This is a genomic window from Arcticibacter sp. MXS-1 (genome assembly GCF_041902385.1).
In the GTDB taxonomy this organism is placed as follows: Bacteria; Bacteroidota; Bacteroidia; order Sphingobacteriales; family Sphingobacteriaceae; genus Arcticibacter.
The window spans coordinates 4,679,024-4,699,458 of record NZ_CP169244.1 but is presented as its reverse complement, the minus strand read 5'-3'; the positions used below and the strand labels follow the sequence as shown (position 1 = coordinate 4,699,458).

16 protein-coding genes are annotated in these 20,435 nt (G+C 47.7%); 3 read left to right on the top strand and 13 right to left on the bottom strand.

The genetic code is table 11. The features are described 5' to 3' along the window. Positions 1-97 precede the first annotated feature (97 nt). Positions 98-2,101 (top strand): (E)-4-hydroxy-3-methylbut-2-enyl-diphosphate synthase, encoded by a 2,004-nt coding sequence (ispG, locus tag ACES2C_RS20250; RefSeq protein ID WP_374164868.1) that lies wholly within the window; start codon positions 98-100, stop codon positions 2,099-2,101. A 273-nt stretch (positions 2,102-2,374) separates the two neighbouring features. Here the strand turns inward: ispG and ACES2C_RS20245 are convergent, their stop codons facing one another. The 6 genes from ACES2C_RS20245 to ACES2C_RS20220 all read right to left on the bottom strand — a co-directional run bounded on the left by ACES2C_RS20245 (position 2,375) and on the right by ACES2C_RS20220 (position 7,901). Beyond that, on the bottom strand, positions 2,375-3,331 hold the full coding sequence (locus ACES2C_RS20245) for a transketolase family protein (RefSeq protein WP_374164867.1): 957 nt from the start codon (positions 3,329-3,331) through the stop codon (positions 2,375-2,377). A gap of 97 nt (positions 3,332-3,428) precedes the next feature. Next, entirely contained in the window at positions 3,429-4,274 is an 846-nt protein-coding gene (locus ACES2C_RS20240) for a transketolase (RefSeq protein ID WP_374164866.1), read from the bottom strand. Between the two features lie 64 nt (positions 4,275-4,338). Beyond that, the gene (bcp, locus tag ACES2C_RS20235) at positions 4,339-4,806 is read right to left on the bottom strand and encodes a thioredoxin-dependent thiol peroxidase (RefSeq protein ID WP_374164865.1); all 468 of its coding nucleotides are present in this window, start codon (positions 4,804-4,806) and stop codon (positions 4,339-4,341) included. A gap of 6 nt (positions 4,807-4,812) precedes the next feature. Continuing rightward, complete coding sequence (locus ACES2C_RS20230; RefSeq protein WP_374164864.1) at positions 4,813-6,555, bottom strand: peptidoglycan DD-metalloendopeptidase family protein; 1,743 nt, start codon at positions 6,553-6,555, stop codon at positions 4,813-4,815. Then, positions 6,542-7,153, bottom strand: a complete 612-nt coding sequence (locus ACES2C_RS20225; RefSeq protein ID WP_374164863.1) for a fumarylacetoacetate hydrolase family protein — start codon at positions 7,151-7,153, stop codon at positions 6,542-6,544. Before ACES2C_RS20225 ends, ACES2C_RS20230 begins: the two co-directional genes overlap by 14 nt. A gap of 157 nt (positions 7,154-7,310) precedes the next feature. Further along, positions 7,311-7,901: a T9SS type A sorting domain-containing protein gene (locus ACES2C_RS20220; RefSeq protein ID WP_374164862.1), complete on the bottom strand. Its 591-nt coding sequence runs from the start codon at positions 7,899-7,901 to the stop codon at positions 7,311-7,313. Between the two features lie 210 nt (positions 7,902-8,111). On the opposite strand from ACES2C_RS20220, the gene ACES2C_RS20215 reads away from it, so the two are divergent. Beyond that, positions 8,112-10,058, top strand: a complete 1,947-nt coding sequence (locus ACES2C_RS20215) for a KUP/HAK/KT family potassium transporter (RefSeq protein ID WP_374164861.1) — start codon at positions 8,112-8,114, stop codon at positions 10,056-10,058. Positions 10,059-10,504: 446 nt separating this feature from the next. On the opposite strand, the gene ACES2C_RS20210 is transcribed toward ACES2C_RS20215, so the two are convergent. Both ACES2C_RS20210 and ACES2C_RS20205 read right to left on the bottom strand, forming a co-directional pair. After that, a complete protein-coding gene (locus ACES2C_RS20210; RefSeq protein WP_374164860.1) occupies positions 10,505-12,223 on the bottom strand; it encodes an APC family permease in 1,719 nt (572 codons plus the stop codon). A 146-nt stretch (positions 12,224-12,369) separates the two neighbouring features. Beyond that, positions 12,370-13,032 (bottom strand): GGIII-like transmembrane region-containing protein, encoded by a 663-nt coding sequence (locus ACES2C_RS20205; protein ID WP_374164859.1) that lies wholly within the window; start codon positions 13,030-13,032, stop codon positions 12,370-12,372. 35 nt (positions 13,033-13,067) lie between these two features. Between ACES2C_RS20205 and ACES2C_RS20200 the strand changes: the two genes are divergently transcribed. Then, positions 13,068-13,364 carry a hypothetical protein gene (locus ACES2C_RS20200; protein ID WP_374164858.1) on the top strand — a complete coding sequence of 99 codons (297 nt, stop codon included), beginning with the start codon at positions 13,068-13,070 and terminating at the stop codon, positions 13,362-13,364. A gap of 64 nt (positions 13,365-13,428) precedes the next feature. On the opposite strand, the gene ACES2C_RS20195 is transcribed toward ACES2C_RS20200, so the two are convergent. The 5 genes from ACES2C_RS20195 to ACES2C_RS20175 form a co-directional block, all read right to left on the bottom strand. Then, a complete protein-coding gene (locus ACES2C_RS20195) occupies positions 13,429-15,138 on the bottom strand; it encodes a M3 family oligoendopeptidase (RefSeq protein WP_374164857.1) in 1,710 nt (569 codons plus the stop codon). Positions 15,139-15,490: 352 nt separating this feature from the next. Beyond that, positions 15,491-16,186: a UbiA-like polyprenyltransferase gene (locus tag ACES2C_RS20190; protein ID WP_374164856.1), complete on the bottom strand. Its 696-nt coding sequence runs from the start codon at positions 16,184-16,186 to the stop codon at positions 15,491-15,493. 76 nt (positions 16,187-16,262) lie between these two features. Then, positions 16,263-16,874: a ribosome biogenesis GTP-binding protein YihA/YsxC gene (gene yihA, locus ACES2C_RS20185; RefSeq protein WP_374164855.1), complete on the bottom strand. Its 612-nt coding sequence runs from the start codon at positions 16,872-16,874 to the stop codon at positions 16,263-16,265. A 58-nt stretch (positions 16,875-16,932) separates the two neighbouring features. After that, positions 16,933-17,706, bottom strand: a complete 774-nt coding sequence (locus ACES2C_RS20180; protein ID WP_374164854.1) for a response regulator — start codon at positions 17,704-17,706, stop codon at positions 16,933-16,935. A gap of 92 nt (positions 17,707-17,798) precedes the next feature. After that, positions 17,799-20,417 carry a two-component regulator propeller domain-containing protein gene (locus ACES2C_RS20175; RefSeq protein WP_374164853.1) on the bottom strand — a complete coding sequence of 873 codons (2,619 nt, stop codon included), beginning with the start codon at positions 20,415-20,417 and terminating at the stop codon, positions 17,799-17,801. Positions 20,418-20,435: the final 18 nt, after the last annotated feature.

Here is a 20,435-nt window from a genome sequence, read left to right as displayed (position 1 = left end):
AACATCCATGGCTAAAGCTATATAAGTGATTTAAGAGGCAAGCTTGTCTTTTTAACGCTGGATAAATCAGTACTTTTGCAGATATTATAGATATCGTATGAATTCTGTTGATCCAACTGCGACGTTAGCAGGAAAATATTGCAACACTCTTAGCAGCTATTCACGCTTCCTGACGCGGGAAGTAACTATCGGGAACGTGCCACTGGGAGGGAGTAACCCTATCAGAATTCAAAGCATGACGACCACGGATACGATGGACACCGCGGGAACGGTAGAGCAGACCATCCGGATGGTAGAAGCGGGCTGCGAGTATGTAAGGATTACGGCGCCGAGTATCAAGGAAGCGCAGAATCTGGCAAACATTAAGAAGGAGCTTCGCAGGCGGGGGTACGACGTGCCGCTTATCGCCGATATACACTTTACTCCGAATGCGGCGGAAGCTGCTGCACGTATTGTTGAAAAAGTGCGCATCAATCCGGGGAACTATGCCGACAAAAAGCGTTTTGACCAGCTTGAATATACGCAGTCTGAGTACGAGGCCGAGCTGGAGCGTATTTATCAGAAGTTTGCTCCGCTTGTGAAGGTCTGCAAGGAATATGGGACAGCCATGCGGATAGGAACAAACCATGGTTCCCTTTCTGATCGTATAATGAGTTACTACGGCGACACGCCACGTGGTATGGTCGAGTCGGCCATGGAGTTTATCCGCATGTGCGAAAGCCTCAACTATTATAATCTGGTCATCTCTATGAAGGCCAGTAACCCGCAGGTGATGGTCCAGGCCTATCGTTTACTGGCAGAAACGATGCAGCGGGAAGGGATGAGCTATCCTCTGCACCTGGGTGTGACTGAAGCCGGAGACGGAGAGGACGGACGGATTAAGTCGGCTGTGGGGATCGGCACGTTGCTGGAGGACGGACTGGGAGACACGATCCGGGTGTCGTTAACCGAAGATCCCGAATTTGAAGCTCCTGTTGCTATCGCCCTGGCGAAACGCTATGAGCAGAGGCAGGCCTTGCTGCATGCCGAACATGACAACGCACAAGCTCAGGAGAGCAGGGCAGTGCTGTTCCCGGAAGGTTTCTCACCCTATCAATATCAGAAGCGACAGTCTGCCGAGCTTAATACCTTTATTGGCGGGCATCAGGTGCCCCGTGTTATTGTAGACCTGAGCCGGGAGAATTTACGTGACCCGAACATCTTGTCGGGGGCAGGGTACATCTACTCGGCACTGCTCGACAAGTATAACATGGCTGAGCAGTCGGTTGATTTCGTGTATCTGGCGGACGAGTTGCCGTCGTTCACCATGCCGGGCAACCTCAAACAGCTTTATAATTATAAGACGTGGAGCCAGCTGCCAAATAAAAAGAATCGCCACCCGCTGTTCTCGCTCCCGGAATACCTCGGAGCGACCGAACGGGATGAGGCGCTTAATCTGGTTCGTCTTTCGTATCAGCAATTGAAAGAGGAGGACCTAAGCGGCCTCTTTGTCGATCCTACTCTGGTAGTGGTACTCGAGACGAATGAGCAGCATGGAATGGCTGATCAGAGAGGTTTCTTCTTTGACATCGCTGCAAAGGGAATCCTGACACCGGTGATCATCCGCCGTTCTTATCAACCTGTTGCCGGTTCATCAAATGAAGAATCGGACTTTCAGCTTTATGCTGCAACCGACGCAGGTGCGTTGCTGGTTGATGGCTTTGGCGACGGAATCTGGCTTGACGCAGCTCATATTCCCGTGAAGACGGTTGTCAGCACGGCTTTCGGCGTTTTGCAGGCTACACGTTCAAGAATTTCGAAGACAGAATATATCTCTTGTCCCAGCTGTGGCAGAACTCTTTTTGACCTTCAGGAAACTACGCAGAAAATTCGTAGTCGCACCAGCCACCTCAAAGGGGTTAAGATTGGTATTATGGGTTGTATAGTAAACGGACCGGGCGAAATGGCAGATGCCGATTACGGCTATGTAGGCACCGGCCCCGGCAAGATCACCCTGTACAAAGGCAAAGAGGTGGTTAAGAAGAATGTGAACACTGAAAATGCGCTGGACGAGCTGATTGAGATCATCCGGGAAGATGGCAACTGGATTGAACAGGAATAAGAAGATCGCCGCATTGCATCACTTCATAAATCTTGAATAGGGATGCAGAGTCTTTCTTACCGGTGTGGGGAAAGAACGGCGTCATGCTGAAACGAAACTCTAATCCAGCGCGTTTTGACCTGCCTTGCCTGGGCGACATAGAACGGCAGGATGTTGAATTAAAACAGAATGATCTGCGCTGCCGGTGAAGGGACGCTGGCAGAAGTCTGAATAATAAAAAAGCCGTCCTCTGATTTCTGCTCAGGGACGGCTTCTTTTATTGAGGCATTGCTATTATTTCTTTCTTGCCATTACCTTTTTAACAGCTTCGATGATATGATCTGCATCGAGACCGTATTTCTTCATCAGGTCAGCAGGTTTGCCGCTTTCTCCAAATGAATCGTCAACAGCCACGTACTCCTGCGGAGTTGGGTTGTTTTTAACGAGGAGCTGTGCAATGCTGTCGCCAAGTCCGCCTAAGCGGTTATGTTCTTCAGCAGTAACTACGCATCCCGTTTTAGCCACGGATTTCAGTACCGCCTCTTCATCAAGAGGTTTGATGGTGTGGATGTTGATGATTTCGGCATCAATGCCCATCTCAGCGAGCTTCTCTCCGGCAAGGATTGCTTCCCATACCAGGTGGCCGGTGGCGAAGATGCTGACATCTTTTCCTTCGTTAACCATCCATGCCTTGCCTATTTCGAACTTCTGATCAGGGTCAGTGAATATAGGCATCACTGGGCGGCCAAAGCGGAGGTATACAGGACCTTCGTAATCAGCGATTGCGATGGTTGCCGCTTTCGTTTGGTTGTAGTCGCAGGTGTTGATCACCGTCATGCCGGGAAGCATCTTCATGAGGCCGATATCCTCAAGGATCTGGTGGGTTGCTCCATCTTCTCCGAGTGTTAAACCGGCATGTGAAGCACATATCTTCACATTTTTACCTGAGTAGGCGATTGACTGACGGATTTGATCGTAAACGCGGCCAGTAGAGAAATTAGCGAAAGTTCCGGTGAAGGGGATCTTTCCGCCGATGGTCATTCCTGCTGCTATTCCCATCATGTTTGCTTCGGCAATGCCGATCTGGAAAAAGCGCTCGGGGAATTCTTTGATGAAGGCTTCCATTTTAAGTGAGCCGACAAGGTCTGCACAAAGTGCAACAACGTTCTCATTCTTCTTGCCTGCTTCGAGCAAGCCGGCACCGAATCCAGAACGGGTATCTTTTTTCTCTGTAAAAGTGTATTTTTTCATTTGAATAATCTTTTTGCAGCAAGCAGGGAGAGATATGGTGTGTCACTCTATCGCTGTGCCTGTTTGCCAGGGTTGTAACCGGTGATCCTGAATGATATTAATAATCTTCCAAAGGACTGTTTAATTGCGCAAGAGCGGCAGCCAGCTGCTCATCATTAGGAGCAACGCCGTGCCATTTGTGCGAGCCCATCATGAAGTCGACACCTTGTCCCATGTTCGTTTTCATGAGGATCATGATTGGTTTGCCCTTGAAGGCTCTTGATTTAGCTTCACCAAGAACGGTGATTACTTCAGCAATATCATTTCCGTTCATTTCCAGAACATCCCATCCGAATGCTTCCCATTTAGCGCGAAGATTACCAAGTGATAGTACTTTTTCAGTAGGTCCGTCAATCTGCTGACCGTTATAGTCGATCGTAGAGATGAGGTTGTCTACCTTGTTATGCGGAGCAAACATAGCCGCTTCCCAAATCTGGCCTTCCTGCAGCTCGCCGTCTCCGTGAAGGGAGAATACGAGCGAGTTATCTTTGTTAAGCTTTTTAGTAAGAGCAGCACCGATCGCTACTGACATCCCCTGACCCAAAGATCCCGACGCAATGCGGATCCCCGGAAGGTGCTCATGCGTTGTTGGATGCCCCTGAATCCTCGAATTGATCTTGCGGAAAGTACCAAGTTCTTTCACATCAAAGTATCCTGCTCTGGCCAGTACGCTGTACCAAACCGGAGAAATGTGTCCGTTTGAGAGAAAGAATAGGTCTTCTCCAACTCCGTCCATTTTAAAGTCAGGGTTTTGGTTCATTACTTCGAAGTACAGAGCCACTAAAAAGTCTGTACAACCTAAGGAGCCTCCAGGATGGCCCGACTGGCACTGATGTACCATTCTAACGATATCGCGGCGGACCTGTGTAGCGATGCCGGTTAGTTTTTCAATATCTGCTTTCATTTTAATTTGGAAAGCGACTAAAATATGAAATTAAGTTCGAAAAATAAAAGTGTAAGGCTGACATTTAACTATTTGCAAGAACATCGAGAACCTGCTGGGATGAGTCGGCCGTATTCACTTTGCTGATGATCTTTCGGATATTGCCGTCTTTGCCAATTACGAACGTCTTTCTTGCTGTTCCCATATACTTTTTGCCGTACATGTTCTTTTCTACCCAAACACAGTAAGCCTCCACGATCTTTTTATCATCGTCGGAAATAAGCGTGAAGGGAAGCTGATATTTAGACGAAAATCTCTGGTGGGATGCTTCGTCGTCTGTACTAACGCCTAACACCACATAGCCCTGTTGCTGAAGGGTATGGTAATTGTCGCGGAAGTTGCATGCCTCTGCAGTACAGCCGGGTGTGTCATCTTTGGGATAGAAATAGAGGATGACGTCTTTTCCGGCGAAGTCGCTGAGCGAAATGCTGTTGCCGTTCTGATCTTTTGCTGTAAACTCTGGAGCTTTGTCTCCTTCTTTTAATTCTTGCATAGCTTTTTATTTATAGAATGTAGCATTAAAGGTTCTTGAGTTCATCATCATGTCGGTCACCAGGAGCTGCAGGTGGTGTTTCCCGGGAGCGAGGCTGCTGTCAAAAATGTGCCATAAGGTCGCTGTTTTAGGATCATATTCCATCAACACCCATTGTCCGTCAATTGTTCCCTCGAATGAGCGTATGCCGGAGAGGTTGTCGGAGATCTTGAAGCTTACCTTGCTGATTCCGGCCATCTGCTTGCCGTCCGCGATGTTAAGGGGGCGGATAGTAGGGGGGATGGTGTCCAGTTTTACATAGAACTCGCCAAAGACGCGTGGAGAGCCCTTTATAAAGCCCTTGTCGTACGTTCCTCCCTGAGACACTCCTCTTGAATCAACGATGAGGGCCTTGCTATAGAGATGGGGAGGCAGGCTTGAGTCGGCTTTAATCCAGAGGTCGTAGTTGCTGTGCAGTGGGATCAGCGGGGTGTGCAGCTTGTGGGTTGCCGAAAAGGCTCCTTTCCGTTTTGCCTCCCGTTCGTAGCGGAAGTCTATATCACTGTAAAGGACTCCCCTGGGCATGTTTACCTTCATGTCAGTCGTGGTGTATTCGTTGGGCTGGTTATACACGAACTTCTTTACGCCGGGCTCCGGCTTGCCCTCAATTACGGAGGCCGGGTTATACCTGATTTTAAAACTAAGCGTGCTTGTATTTCCCTTTACATCGCTAACCCGGTAAGTCAGGGTATGCACTTCCTGGTCTTTCAGGCTAATAAGTCCGCGATTTATAGCAGTCTTATAGATTTTAAGCGGGTTTCCTGGCTCCACGAAGCTCTTCTGTATTGTTCGTCCGTATAGCCGCAGGTAGGGGTAGTCGATGTGAGAATTCACGGCTCTGCTATTGGCAAAGGCGAAGCGTTCGAGCATCGACAGGTAAATGGTGGTTGTATCGAGCTTAAGCTCAATGGAATAAACTCCGTTTTGATTGCCTGCAGGCTGAGGGTCATAAGTGATGATCCCGAAGCCTACTTCCGAACCAATATTGATGACCGGAGATTTTGTCAGGTAATACTTGCCATTGCTTCCCGACAGGTCGAAATATTGCCTTGGCGTATTCTCACTGAAGGGAAGGCCGTTGGTGCGGTACATATAGAGCGCTGTGATTGCAGGCTTTATATTGTCAGGAATGTCGATCCCGAAGAGCTGGGGATTGACGGTCTCTTCTGTCTTGCTGTCCCTTATTTCAAAATGCAGATGGGGGCCGCCGCTTCCCCCTGTATTGCCTGACCACGCTACGATCTCTCCTTTTTTTACCGGTATCTCGATCGGCATCAGGGGGAAGTCGACATCGAACGAACGCTTCCTGTACTGATAATCCTTTATGATCCGCTCAATTCTCGGACTAAAGCGCTGCAGGTGTGCATACACAGTAGTATATCCATTCGGGTGGCCGATGTACAGGGCGTTCCCGAACCCTCCGATCTGGACACGCAGGCGCGAGACGAAGCCATCTGCAACAGCATAGACGGGATATCCCTCGCGTTGATTAGTCCGATAGTCGAGGCCTGAGTGGAAGTGCCCTGCCCTTATTTCTCCGAAGGAACCGGAAAGGGACGGCCGGATATCCAGGGGAGGGATAAAGTCGCCTGTGGGATAGGACCTGGTGAGCGGTGCGCCGCTCTGGCCCGCAGCCGAGCCGGCGATGAGCAGAGAGAATAGTGTGGTGAAGAGTACTTTTTTATGAAGAAGTCGCCTATTTAATTTCAAAATCCAGAAGTTTTTCGTTCTCAATATAACCTTCAAGCCTGTCGCCTATATTCACCTTACCAACGCCCTGGGGAGTACCGGTAAAAATGAGGTCTCCTTTTTTTAGTGTAATGTATTGTGAAATAAAGACGATCAGGTTTTCAAACGGGAACAGAAGGTCTTTTGTGTTTCCCTGCTGTACGTTTTTACCGTTTATTGATAGTCCGAAGCTGATGTTGTTCAGGTCAGCAAAGGAATCCCTGGGGAGGAAGCGACTGATCGGCGCGGAATGGTCGAATGATTTGGCCAGCTCCCAGGGAAGTCCTTTTTCCTTGTGCTTTTGCTGGATGTCGCGCGCCGTGAAGTCAACGCCAAGACCTATTTCATCGAAATAGTTTCCGGCGAACTTAGGGCTAACATGTTTGCCTTCCTTACAGATCTTAAGCACAATTTCAATTTCGTGATGAATATCCTGGGAGAAGTCGGGATGATAAAAAGGGTTGTTATCTTTCAGAACAGCCGTGTCGGGCTTCATGAAAATAACGGGAGCCGGGGGAACCGGATTATTAAGTTCTTTTGCGTGTTCGGCGTAGTTTCTTCCTACAGCAATTATTTTCATGCCAGCAAAAGTACTTGTTCTTTGAATAATTTACTGGCAGGAAAGGACAGAATAGGCAACTGGGTGGTAATTGAAATGTAAAGAGTTCAATAAAAAAGGAGGAGCAACCTGACGGGTACTCCTCCTTTTTATTTTATGGCCAGTGCCAGGTTCTTTCCTATAGCACAGAGATCCTTTTGATGATTGTTTCGTTGCCTGTGATGACGCGGATGAAATAATAACCGCTGTTTAGAGCAGAACCTACTGAAAAGCTGTGGTTTTGTTCGCCGGCGGGAAGGCGCTGAGAAAGCAGAGTGGCTATTTCGTTACCCAGAACGTCCATAATTTTAATGGTGACGTTAGCATCGCGGTTAAGGGAATAAGAGATATTAATCTGGTCTTCAACCGGATTAGGATATACTTTTACGTTGTTTAAAGCTTTAACATCCTGTGCGGCTGTTTTCTGAGCAGAAGCAGATCCAGAGGAAGAGGTAACAGCGACAGCAGAGGAACCTGACGATCCTGCACCAGCTGTACTCCGGGCAGGAGATGGCCGGAAGGGTGTTATATTGATCTTCAGCTCGTTTCTGGTCGGCCTGTCTGGTCTGTTATCTATGATCTTGCTAGAGCTTCTGGACCTCTGCTGAAATCTTCTGATGGTGTCAGCTACTTCGTGTCTTGACAAGAGCAGCTCGGTTCTGCTATCGAACGCTCTCGCCCCCAGAAGTATAAAGTAAAATGATATAGCTAACAAGTAAAATTTTTTCATACTTTCTCTCCTGAACAAATCTAATAATTAAATGAGATATATAAGAACTGTAAACTTTATTTAACAAAATTTAACAAGTGCGTTGGTGCCCCTGTATTTGAAACAAAACGCTTGATTTTCAGTTTGAAATAAAAAATAAAAACTGGTGATGAGCAGCATTGTTTAATTGTGCGGCATATCTTACTTTTGTGCCCGGTTTAAAAATGTAGTGTGGCAAATCATAAAGATCTTCACAAGCTCTCCGCCGCAGGTCTGCTGATAAGCTTAGGAATCATTTACGGAGATATCGGTACATCTCCATTGTACGTGTTCAAAGCAATTATCGGAGAGCGTCAAATTACTTCAGATCTGATCCTCGGTGGTCTTTCCTGTATCTTCTGGACTCTTACCCTTCAAACAACCATTAAGTATGTCATCATCACACTGAGGGCTGATAACAAGGGCGAAGGAGGAATTTTTTCATTATACTCGCTCGTCAAGAGGAGGGCCAAGTGGCTCGCTATTCCTGCAATGATAGGAGGATGTGCCCTGCTGGCCGACGGAATTATCACTCCGCCCATCACGGTATCCTCGGCAATTGAGGGGCTGGGATTAAAATACCCCGGCTTACCTACGGTGCCCATCGTGATTGCAATTATTACCACCCTTTTTGTTATTCAGCAATTTGGGACTTCGCTGGTTGGAAAGACCTTCGGTCCGATCATGTTCATCTGGTTCACCATGATGGGGGTACTTGGTCTTTCATACGTTGTTCAATATCCGGGAATTATAAAAGCCCTGAACCCTTATTATGCCGTACACCTGCTTAGCACCTCACCGGACGCGTTTGTTATCCTGGGCGCGGTCTTTCTTTGTACTACAGGGGCTGAGGCGCTTTACTCTGATCTGGGACATTGCGGAAGAGAGAACATCCGCGTCAGCTGGATTTACGTTAAGTCTTGCCTGCTGCTGAACTACCTGGGACAGGGAGTGTGGTTGTGGTTCAGGCAGGGAACTACCTTAAATGCAGATATGAACGAGAATCCGTTCTATCAGATTATGCCCGACTGGTTTCTGATATTCGGGATCGCCATTGCAACTGCCGCTGCCGTTATTGCAAGTCAGGCCCTTATTTCGGGCTCTTTTACGCTGATCTCTGAAGCGGTGAGGCTGAACCTTTGGCCTAAAGTGAGGATCAATTATCCCACAAATCAAAAGGGGCAATTGTACGTTCCCTCGATGAACTGGCTTTTGTTGACAGGCTGTATACTCGTAATGCTGATCTTTGGTGAATCAGCACGAATGGAAGCTGCTTACGGACTTTCGATCACTGTGGCCATGCTGATGACGACTATTCTGGTCGCTGTATTCCTCAAGAGGATGAAGATACCGGTTTATATTATCGCTCTTTTTGTAGGGGTCTACTGTCTTATTGAGCTGACCTTCCTGACCGGTAATATGGCAAAGTTCCTCCATGGAGGATGGTTCAGTCTGATGATCGGCTTCATCCTGTTCTCAGTCATGTGGGCCTGGTCGAACGCCAGGAGGATCAAAAACAGATACGTGAAGTTTGTTGAGATCGAAGATTATTATGAGATCATCAGCGAATTGAGTGAGGACGAAAGCGTGCCGAAGTACTCGTCGCAGCTTGTCTACCTGACAAGCGCCAATTTCAAGTCGGAGATCGAATCCAAGATCATGTACTCTATTCTGCAGAAGCAACCTAAGAGGGCCGACGTATATTGGCTGGTGCATGTTGATGTAATGGACGAACCGTATACACTGGAGTATAAAGTTGATTTCCTGATCCCTGAAAAACTGATCCGGATCGACTTTAAGCTTGGCTTCAGGGTAGAGCAGCGGATCAACGTACTGTTCCGGCTTGTTGTGGAAGAGCTGGTGAGAAAGGGCGAAGTGAATATTACCAGCCGCTATCCGTCTTTAAACAAGCATCATATTGTTGGGGACTTTAAGTTTGTTGTTCTTGAGAAGGTTCTGTCGAGGTCAAACAAGCTTAAATTGATGGAGCGCATCATTATGGCCTATTACTTCATCCTGAAGCGTTTAGGCCTCTCAGAAGAACGGGGCTTTGGTTTGGATCTGAGCTTCGTAACCGTAGAAAAGGTTCCTTTGATTGTTTCGACCACCGAAGAGATCAGGCTTCACCGGATCTATTAATATATTGGAAGAAGAGGCTTTGCCTCATGAGTATAAGCAGGGGCGTTCGTTAAGGACGCCCCTTGCTGCTTTCTCCGGCATAGGTTATTGATGCCGGGGATATCCTGATGTAGTTGCGGAGGCCGTGATGTTATCTATATTACGATGTCCGGTGCTCGCATCGGCAGTGAAAAGTGCTATTGCCTCTTCAGGGGCCTATGTGCGCTCTCTTCGGGAGGGCTGCTTTCTCAGGCCCCCGCCTTTTAACAGCTGTTCTTCAACAGAGCTGTTTTCTGATGCTTCTATCCTCAATTATTTCTTTCTGATTTTGACAGCGTGCTCTCTTCCTGTGTGCTAAGCTTATTATGCCCTTTATGCCAGGCAGGACAGGTTAACGCGGTAATTTTGCGTCTCTGGAGGGTATATCTCCCCTGGGTTGAGGAGTATGAGAGTTTGTCCTGGGAGGCTTATCCGGCCTTGTTCAGTCTGCTATTCTTAAAGCTGTAGCTGAAATAGACAATAAGGCCCAGACCGAGCCAGATGAGGAAGCGAAGCCAGTTGGTATATCCCAACTCGGTCATGAGGTAGAAACAGCTTAGCAGGCCTAATACGGGGATCAGTGAAAGTTTTTTGACGACGCAAAGTATGGCGATCACTGCCGCCAGAATAATAAAGAGGAAGTAGGGCAGGTTGTCTTTGTACGTGTGCCAGTCGCCCGAATAGGTAAGAAGCGTTTTAAGAGGCTCCCAGAAAATGACCACCAGCACGATTAGCAGGGTGGGAACAATATACCGGGAATTGATATAAGGCATCCTGAAACGGCCAGGCTGGCGTTGCGTGTCTTTATCCAGCACCAGCACACCTCCGCAGACCAGGACAAAGGCGAATAGCGTGCCTATACTAGTCAGGTCGGTCACCTCAGTGAGGTTCATAAACAAAGCGGGCACGGCGACGACAATCCCCGTAACGATGGTTGAAAACGAAGGCGTTTTGTATTTAGGGTGAATCCTTGAAAAGGCTCTGGGCAACAAGCCATCCCTGCTCATGGTCATCCAGATCCTGGGCTGTCCCATCTGGAAGATCAGAAGCACGCTGGCCGTGGCAATCACAGCGCTGACTGAAATAACATAGCTGATCTGTTTTAGCCCAACCCGTTCGAAAACAAAGGCAAGAGGGTCTCCGACAGCAAGCTCCTTGTAACTCACCATGCCGGTAAGGACCAGTGCGATGAGGATATACAGGACGGTACAGATGACCAGGGAATAGATCATGCCTTTCGGCAGATCGCGCTGCGGGTTTTTACATTCTTCGGCTGTTGTAGAGATGGCGTCAAAGCCGATGTATGCGAAGAATACGCCGGATACTCCCCGCATGACGCCCCTGAATCCATTGGGCATGAAAGGGCTCCAGTTGGCCGGAGTGATGTAGAAAAAGCCGAGAATGATCACAGCGATCACAATCCCGATCTTCAGCATGACCATGGCATTAGTAGCCCTTTTTGTTTCGCGTATTCCTACGTAAACCAGATAGGTTATGGCAATTACGATGGCCAGGGCAGGTATGTCGGCGATCAGTTTTATATGGCCGATGCCGGGAGCAGTAGTCCAGCCCAGTGCCTGCCGCTGGAGCATAGGGGTAATATCTGCTGTATTGCCCAGTCGGGTCAGTTCAGCTACTCTTTCATGTGCTCTAAAGGCTGAAAGGTAGTCCATGGTCAGATACTCAGGGATATGAATATGGAAGCCTTCAAGCAGGTTGGTGAAATACTGGCTCCACGATATTGCCACGGCTATATTTCCTATGGCGTATTCCATCAGCAAGTCCCACCCGATAATCCAGGCAATAAGCTCCCCAAAAGAGGCGTACGCGTAGGTATACGCACTGCCCGACACCGGGATTCTGGAAGCAAACTCGGCATAGCACATAGCTGAAAAGCCACAGGTGATAGCAGTAATGATAAAGAGGAGGGCAACACCGGGTCCCCCATGAAAAGAAGCTTCGCCTATTGTAGAAAATATGCCCGCACCAATCACTGCGGCGATCCCCATGAACGTGAGGTCTTTTACTCCCAGTATTTTTTTTAATCCCGTTGATCCTGCTTCTGTCGTTTCACCATCACTATAGCCACTTTCGATATCAGACATGATGCTGGAAAGGGGTTTTTTCCGGAAGTAGTTTTTTAACATGGAGTTCCTGATGAATCTTTGTTTTTTTGAGCGCCAAACTTAACGAATATTTGAAGAAAAACAGAAAATGCAGATTAAAAACTGGCAGAATAGCTTTTGGGCTGGCTTCTGCAAATTTTAACCTGCATTTATAGCGCGCTTGACTCTCAGACCCGGTGTCGCTTTCGCCTGCTCATGATAATAATGACGACAATAATAATAATGACAGCCGCACCACCGCCATAGAGCAGCATATTATTGCCTGATGCACTCTTTCCGGTCGTGTTTTCAGGCTTCGTGAACTGCGTTTTTACCCCTACGTTCTCCGTCATGGCAATCGAACCGAAAAACTTTTCACTTTCAGGACGTGCATAGTCTGCATGGATCTCCTTATAAAGGAACTGGAAGGTGTAAGTTGCGCTATTTTCATGGAGAATGCGGATGTTCCGGAACTGCTTGCCGCTTCCGCTGTCTACTTCGAGGGTAAACTCTTTAATGCGAAGTTTTCCCATGGTGGTATCGCGTTCATCCTTAACGGTCCCTTTGGATGTAGAGCTGATCCGCTTTACAAAGTCATCATAGTAGCTTTTCAGGTGCTTTACTTTCTCGATATCCGGAGTAGTGCTCGGATCGTCGGGCTGTTTGGTGACCACAATGTTGCCAAAGGAAGTTGAGGCGTTGATAACAGTCTGTCCCAGGGTATCCGTTTTGGTGAAGCCCGGTGGAAGGCTGACTTGTACAGAATCATCAATCTTATAAGGTTTCCAGCCCTGCGCAGAAGCGGAAAGGGCACAGCAGAACAGTGTATAAAACAAAATCAGTTTTTTCATATGTAATTATTTGTTGGTGTACGGTATCAGATATTATGCAAGTCCATGTCTGTACTGCTCCGGGTAACCTGGCAGACAAGTTACGGGGCCGTGACGGACGAGAACACCTTACACCTGTTTATCAGTTGTTCTTTTATCTGATCAGGATTGCTTCCAGCTTTTTAACCGAAATTCATAAAAAAGGTTTGCGGGGAAGGGGAGAGACAGCTTTCAACAGACTCCGGCAGGGGTGGAAGAAGATGTCCGACTCCAGGGTAGTTCATGAAGAGCAGAAGCGCAGAACGCAGTATGAAAGAAAAAACGAAGGTGGGGCGAAGGCTGTCGGCGGATAGGTGAAGGAATTCCTTAAAAGCGGAGAAAGGAAGGGGGCGGCGTCGTTTTCCGCCCCCTTTTCTCTTATTGATGGAGGGCCTCTAGTTCGCTGTTTACAAAGGCTATCAGTTCGCTCACATACTCTGAGCTGAAGTCGAACTTGATGCCAGCAGTTTCGTAGATGTCCTTAATGGTGCGGGTATATCCCAGCTTCAAGGCCTGCTTGTATTTTTCGAGACCCTCAGCAGGGTTTTCTTTGTAGTTTTTCCATACGGCAATAGCGCCCAGCTGCGCGATTGCATATTCTATGTAGTAAAAAGGTACTTCAAAAATATGCAGTTGCTTCTGCCACAAGTTCTCCAGCGCATCTTCAAAGCCTTCCCAGTCGGCGAAGTTTTTGCCAAAAGGACTAAAGATCTGAACCCATGCCTCCCGTCTTTGTTCGGCAGTATGGTTGGGGTTGGTGTAAAGCCAGTGCTGAAACTGATCCACAACGGCAACCCACGGCAAGGTCTTCAGCACGTCTTTAAGCTGATCGCGCTTTGCACGAATGAGATCTTCCTGATTATCAAAAAATACATCCCACTTGTCCATAGAGATAAGTTCCATACTCATTGAGGCCAGCTCGGCAACTTCCGAGGGGAGATGCTTGAAGTCGTTTAGTTCAAGGTCAGAAGAGATGAAAGTATGCACTGCATGTCCGCCTTCATGAACCATAGTGGTCAGGTCGCGAAACGTGTTGGCTGAGTTCATAAAGATAAACGGAGCCCCTGTTTCGGCAAGCGGATAATTATATCCTCCCGGAGCCTTTCCTTTCCTGCTTTCCACGTCGAACAGATTATTGGCCTGCATGATCTGCAGGCTTTCTCCGAGATAAGGATCGAGCCCCTTGAAACACTCAATCGACTTTTGGATAAGTTCTGCGCCCGACTGGAAAGGCTTTAATGCCGGTTTTCCTGATGTGTCAACATCCATGTCCCATGGCTTCAATGAATCGAGGCCAAGCTGTTCCTGTCTTTGACTTGCCTGCTCACGCAATACCGGCACTACTTCACGCTCGATCGCTTCATGGAACTTATAGCAGTCATGCGGCGTATAGTCGAAGCGGCCGAGAGCCCTGAACATATAGTCGCGGAAATTCTCGAAGCCCGCGTTTAATGCCACCTGGTGCCTCAATTTCAGCAGTTCGTCAAACAGCTGATCGAGCTGTTCCTTATCCTGAAGCCTTCTGGCAGTAATGGCCTTCCAGGCTCTCTCCCGCAGGGCTCTGTCGGGGTTCTTTAAGAATACGGAGGCCTGCTCCAGCGTGTATTCTTTGTCGTCGATGGTGACGCTCATAGAGCCTGTGATGGACTGGTATTTCTGTTGTTTTACCTGTATCTCGGTAAACAGGGGCACGTTTTCTTCCCTGAACAGGTCAAGTGCATTCTTTACACTGCGGATCAGAATGAAGTACTTGTCCTGATCAAGCTGTTCAGTAAAGGGGTTTTCGATGAACTTTTTGTTGAGCTCATTCGCAAGGGGAGCAATTCTGGGCTCTATCTCAGTAGCGAAGTACTGAAAGTCCTGAAGAAGGCTTTCGCTGCCGGTGTCGCAGGTCATGCGGATATAGCGCCATGCGAAGTCTTCTTCCAGTACGGCCTCCACTTCACTCCGGTTTTGCAGCCACCGTTCGAGCTCGACTACCGAGGGGATTTCCCGTGCAAGAAGCTCGTGGAAAAGGGGCTCTATGTTCTCCCATTTTATTTCCAGAGCTTCGGGTACATATGTTCTTTGTTTTTTCTTTATGATCATGATCCTTTCAGATTTCGATTAATTCTATGCTAAGTTAAACCAAAATGAAGTGATGTTGTTGCAAAAGTCACTCTCCTTTATCAAATGTTTTCACCAATGATATCCAGGCGGCTGATTGGAGCTTGATATGCGGGGCAGCAATCATCCGGACAGCCCTCTGCAGCAGTAAGAACGCTGCTTGGGGACGAGGATGGCTATAGTCTGACGTATACGTCCAGTAAAAAAAATACTGCAAATATGACGGAAGCAATACCGTTGGTTGTTCCAAATGCAAGGCCTACACGGCTCAGGTCATCAGGTTTGACAAGCCGGTGCTGATAAATAAGCAGTCCGGTAAAAACGACCACGCCAGCTATATAAAAAGGTCCAAGCTGCGTGAACAGTAGCGGAAGCACAACAAATATGACACTGAATACATGCAGCAGGGAGGAGACCTGCAGCGCTTTTTTCTTCCAAGCCAGGCCGGGATAGAATAGAGGTTCTCTTGTCTGTCAAATTCGTCGTCCTGCAGGGAGTAAATAATGTCGAACCCGCTCACCCAGCACAATACAGCCATGGAGAAGAGTATAGGAAGCAGTGCAAACTTTCCTGTCACGACCAGATATGTTCCTAGAGGAGCAAGGCCAAGGCCAGCACCGAGTATTAAGTGACACAGAGGCGTGAAGCGCTTGGTAAAGCTGTAGCCCAGGACGACAGCAAGGGCCACCGGCGAGAGGTAAAAGCATATGTCATTGATAAAGTAGGTTGTAAAAATGAAAAGGACGCAATTAACGAGCGTGAATAGTAACGCATTTTTGGCCGATATTCTTCCGGCAGGAATATCCCTGAGAGAGGTACGCGGATTCTTGGCGTCAAAATCACGGTCGAGATATCTGTTAAATGCCATGGCGGAGTTTCGGGCAAACACCATGCAAAGGATCATGAAGGCGAGCTTCGTCCAGTCAAATTGATATTCAGTTGTGCTGATTGCGAGGAAAAAGCCGATAAAGGCAAATGGCATCGCGAATATAGTATGTGCAAAAAGCACAAGAGAAAGATATTTCTTCATTAGTGTGTTCTTGTTTTCTAAGTGCCGGCTCCTTTCCCAACAATAGCCCTGGCCGGCAGTTTGGCGCAAACTGACTTTAGGAGACCGGTTTTTCAAACCTGCTGTTCACTTCGTCTATGAAACTGAGGAGGTCCTCTCTGCCTTCTCTGGTTTCGGATGAAGTGATGAACATTTGCGGCAATTCTTCAAAATACTTTAAGAGGGCATCTTTGAAGCTCTTCACGTTCTGCAAGGTCTTGACCTTCGACTGCTTGTCGGCTTTAGTGAATGCAATGACGAATGGAATGCCATTCTCACCCAACCAGAAACAAAAGTCGAGATCCGCCTTCTGAGGCTCAATGCGACTGTCGACCAGGACAAATACGCATTGCAGGTTCTCGCGGTTACGAAGATAGTAGCGGATAAAGCGCTCCCACTCCTCGCGCATCTTTTGGGATACGCGGGCGTACCCATAGCCCGGAAGGTCAACGAGGTACCAGTTATTGTTGATCAAAAAATGGTTGATAAGCTGAGTCTTCCCCGGTGTCTGTGAGGTCTTTGCCAGCCCCTTTTTATTGGTAAGAGCATTAATCAATGAAGATTTGCCCACGTTAGACCGGCCGATGAAGGCGTACTCCGGCAGTACCGGAGGGGGTAACTTTTCTGTTCTGGTGTTGCTGCACTTAAATTCGGCCGAGTAAATCTCCATCCGGCAAAGTTATAAAATTGATTTTAGTAAATGTCTTGTTGATCTCCTGTCTTGAGGGCTAGATGTCACCTTTTTTAGCAATATATTCAGACGGCGACATGCCAAACTGCTTACTGAAGTTCCTTCCGAAATGAGTTTGCGAGCTGTATCCCACCATATCGGAAATTTCATAGATCTTGTATTTTCCCTCCTGGAGAAGTTCCGCCGCTTTTTTTAACCTCGTAACGTTGATCAATTCGTTCGGGGTAAGGTTAGAAATAGCTTTGATTTTCCTGTAGAGCGTGGGGCGGCTCATGTTCATGTAGCTGGCCAGATGTTCAACGTCGAGGTTGATATTTGAGATGTTTTCTCTGATTACCACGTTCAGCTTTTCCAGAAAGCTTTCGTCTGCCCTGGAATAAGCCATCGTACGAATATTCACTAAAGGGGACTTAGCGAAATACTCTCTAATTTTATTGCGGTTGGAAAGCAAGTTGGCTATCTGGACCTGCAGGTATTCGGGAGAAAACGGTTTTTCAATATAGGCATCTGCACCAAGCTCCAGGCCTTCAATTTTTGACTGGAGGGTATTTTTGGCAGTCAGAAGTATAACTGGCACGTGGCTGTATTCAAAGTTAGATTTAACGATTTTACAAAACTCAAAACCATCGATCTCGGGCATCATCACATCGCTCACAACAAGCTGTATCGGTTCCTCCGAAAGGACTTTTAAAGCTTCCCGCCCGTCAAAGGCCTTGAATATCGTGTATTTGTCACCCAGGTCATCTTCCAGAAAATCCAGTATTTCATCATTGTCATCTACAAGCAGGATGGCGGTTTTATTAGTGTTCATAATGTGTGCTATAAGTGAATGTCTAATTTTTTTAAAGTAGCGGCCGTTGCTTTTTCCCTATTGGCAGGCGCCCTCGTTGTACAGGTTTTCTCTCAACCTGCCCGGCTCTCCGTGTTCCCGGGTAAAGTTAGAATGAAAACGTTCATGCCGTCCTCTGAGTCGCCGAGTGAGAGGGAGCCTTGCAGCAGCTCGGCCAGCGAGCGCGCCAACGAAAGCCCTATTCCTGAACCCGGTTTTTTCTGCACCTCTTTAATCCTGAAAAACGGTTCAAAGATTTTTTCTCTTTGTGCCTCGGGGATGATAAATCCGTCGCTTCTTACCTTTATGGCAACTGAGTTTTCTCTGATTCCGTCTGTTTGCAGTGATAGAACGACCTGTCTTTCTCCATACTTCAGTGCGTTCGACAGCAAGTTTCCGACAATCTTACTTACTGCATCCGCGTCTGTCCTGACGATAACCGGTATCGGGGGGACAGAAAGCCGGAAGGAAATTTTTTGCTGATCCATTACCGGCTTAAACTGATCATGCAAATCGGTCATCAGCTCGTTTAGATTACACTCCGAGAAGTTTAAGCTGAAGCTGTCGGTTTCAACTTTCCTGAAGTCAAGTAACTGATTGGTGAGGTCCAACAGTCTCGCTGTGTTTTTTTCCATGATAAGCAGGCTCTTTCTTATCAGCGGAAGATCGTCAGCTTCCTTTAAAACCTTTTCCATAGGTCCCCGGATCAGGGTGAGGGGAGTTCTGATCTCATGAGCAACTTTTGTAAAGAAGTCGATTTTTGCTTTGTAGATTTCTTTTTCCTTTTTGTAGGTGAGTAACTCCAGCTTCCGCTGATGCCGGGATTTCATCCGATGCACATAGGTGCGGACACAAAGCCAGCCAATGGCGAAGAGCACGACGCCGTAGATCAGATAAGCGAGTGGCGTTCTCCACAGCGGAGGGTGAATAACGATCGTCAGAACTGCTTCTTTTCCGTATCCTACTCCGTGGTCGCTCATGGCTTTAACCCTGAAGGTATAGGTACCCGGGCGTAAGCCTGTAAAGTAAGCGCGGCGGTTCCTCTTGAGATAGGTCCAGCTTTCATCAAGGCCGTTCATCCGGTAGGCGTAGTGAGTAGTTAAGGGAGAGTTGAACGTTAGGGCTGCAAAATTGATATTGAATGAGGACTGATTGTAAGCCAGCCTGATCGTGTCGGTCAGCACTACTGATTTTTTTAACGATTGCCCGGCAGGATCAATGGCAAGCTCCTTGTTCTGCACTTCAAATCCCGTAATGTACACCGGCGGGTTATACCTGTTCTTTCTGAATTCATCCGGGTTGAAACGGATGAGTCCTTTGATTGTCCCAAAGTACATATCTCCGGTGCTCTCATCTTTAAACGCGGAATGATAGTTGAACTGGTCGTACAGCAGGCCATTCGACTTGGTATAAGTACTGAATTTTTTTGTTCTCCTTTCCAAACAGGCGAGACCTTTTGAGGTGCTGATCCACAAGTTCGTTTTTGAGTCTTCCAGTACTCCGAAAACAAAGTTGGAAGGGAGTCCGTCCCGCCTCGAATATGTTTCTACTGTTGTGTCCGCCTCGCGAAACTTAAACAAGCCTCCCCCTTCGGTTGCAAGCCACAAGCTTCGGTCGCTGGCCTCGAAGATGCTGTTCACCCGGTTGTTCCTCAATCCGTTCTTTTTCCCCTTCCTGTACCTGAAATTTGAAATCCGACCTGTGCCTGTCTCGATTTTGTAAATCCCCTCGGTGAACGAACTTATCCACAGGTTTCCCTTGCTGTCCTCTGTCATAGCATAAACGAAAGGGCGATAGCCTCTCTGAAACTGCACGTTAGTGAAATTATCAGAGCGGCGGTTGTATACATACAGGCCGTTCGTTGTCCCTATGTATATACTGCCTCGCTGCGTGCGGCAAATATGGGTTATGAAATTACTCTTTAGCGAGTTGGAGTCAGCGCCATATTGATAATGCCGGATCACCTTATTGGTCTTCAGGTCCATTACATCCAGCCCGTGTTCAAATGTTCCGATCCATAACTCATTTTGATAGGCCATAAGGCCATGGATATTGCTGTAGGCAACTGAGCTCTTGTTTCCGGAAGGTGCATAGGTTGTAAAGACCAGCTTCTTTGGATCAAAGCGGTTTAGTGAGGCATCTTCGGTCCCTATCCAGATGTTGCCCTTAGCATCCTTGCAAATTTTTCTGACAGCAGTACCGCTTATAGAACCTGGCGTACCGGTGGGAAAGAACTTTTCGAAAAGTGTATACTGTTGCGGATGGTAGCTCAGGCCGCCAAAGAAGCTTCCAGCCCAAACCCCTCCTTCCCGATCTTTGCAGAGCGTGTAAACGGCGTTGTCAGAGAGGGAGTAAGGATCTCGTACGTTTTTTACCAAATTGGTGTCTTTTCTTGTTTTAAGATTGTAAATGAAAATACCCAGCTCTGTTGCGACCCAATATTCGTCGCCCCTGTAATGGAGAAAATCACGCACGTAAATCTCTGAGAGCTGCTTGTTATAAGATAGAAGATCCTCGTAGGCATGGGTCATTTTATCAAAAAGCTTGACTCCCTGGTTGGAGGTGCCCACAAGCAGATAGCGGTCTCCTGTATCAAAGATTCGCGGGATGTTTCTTGACCGCGGAATAGGAGAGTGAGCGAATGCGTCGTAGGAGCGAATGGTGTTGTCTTTCAGGTTCAGCTTTCGGATCATTCCTGCAAACGTGCCTAC

Coding starts and splice junctions, on each gene's coding strand:
- ACES2C_RS20245 (WP_374164867.1), bottom strand. CDS start 3,331: ATGAAAAAATACACTTTTACAGAGAAAAAAGATACCCGTTCTGGATTC.
- ACES2C_RS20195 (WP_374164857.1), bottom strand. CDS start 15,138: ATGATCATAAAGAAAAAACAAAGAACATATGTACCCGAAGCTCTGGAA.
- ACES2C_RS20200 (WP_374164858.1), top strand. CDS start 13,068: ATGCAAGTCCATGTCTGTACTGCTCCGGGTAACCTGGCAGACAAGTTA.
- ispG (WP_374164868.1), top strand. CDS start 98: ATGAATTCTGTTGATCCAACTGCGACGTTAGCAGGAAAATATTGCAAC.
- bcp (WP_374164865.1), bottom strand. CDS start 4,806: ATGCAAGAATTAAAAGAAGGAGACAAAGCTCCAGAGTTTACAGCAAAA.
- ACES2C_RS20225 (WP_374164863.1), bottom strand. CDS start 7,153: ATGAAAATAATTGCTGTAGGAAGAAACTACGCCGAACACGCAAAAGAA.
- ACES2C_RS20240 (WP_374164866.1), bottom strand. CDS start 4,274: ATGAAAGCAGATATTGAAAAACTAACCGGCATCGCTACACAGGTCCGC.
- ACES2C_RS20180 (WP_374164854.1), bottom strand. CDS start 17,706: ATGAACACTAATAAAACCGCCATCCTGCTTGTAGATGACAATGATGAA.
- ACES2C_RS20190 (WP_374164856.1), bottom strand. CDS start 16,186: ATGAAGAAATATCTTTCTCTTGTGCTTTTTGCACATACTATATTCGCG.
- yihA (WP_374164855.1), bottom strand. CDS start 16,874: ATGGAGATTTACTCGGCCGAATTTAAGTGCAGCAACACCAGAACAGAA.
- ACES2C_RS20175 (WP_374164853.1), bottom strand. CDS start 20,417: ATGATCCGAAAGCTGAACCTGAAAGACAACACCATTCGCTCCTACGAC.
- ACES2C_RS20205 (WP_374164859.1), bottom strand. CDS start 13,032: ATGAAAAAACTGATTTTGTTTTATACACTGTTCTGCTGTGCCCTTTCC.
- ACES2C_RS20220 (WP_374164862.1), bottom strand. CDS start 7,901: ATGAAAAAATTTTACTTGTTAGCTATATCATTTTACTTTATACTTCTG.
- ACES2C_RS20210 (WP_374164860.1), bottom strand. CDS start 12,223: ATGTTAAAAAACTACTTCCGGAAAAAACCCCTTTCCAGCATCATGTCT.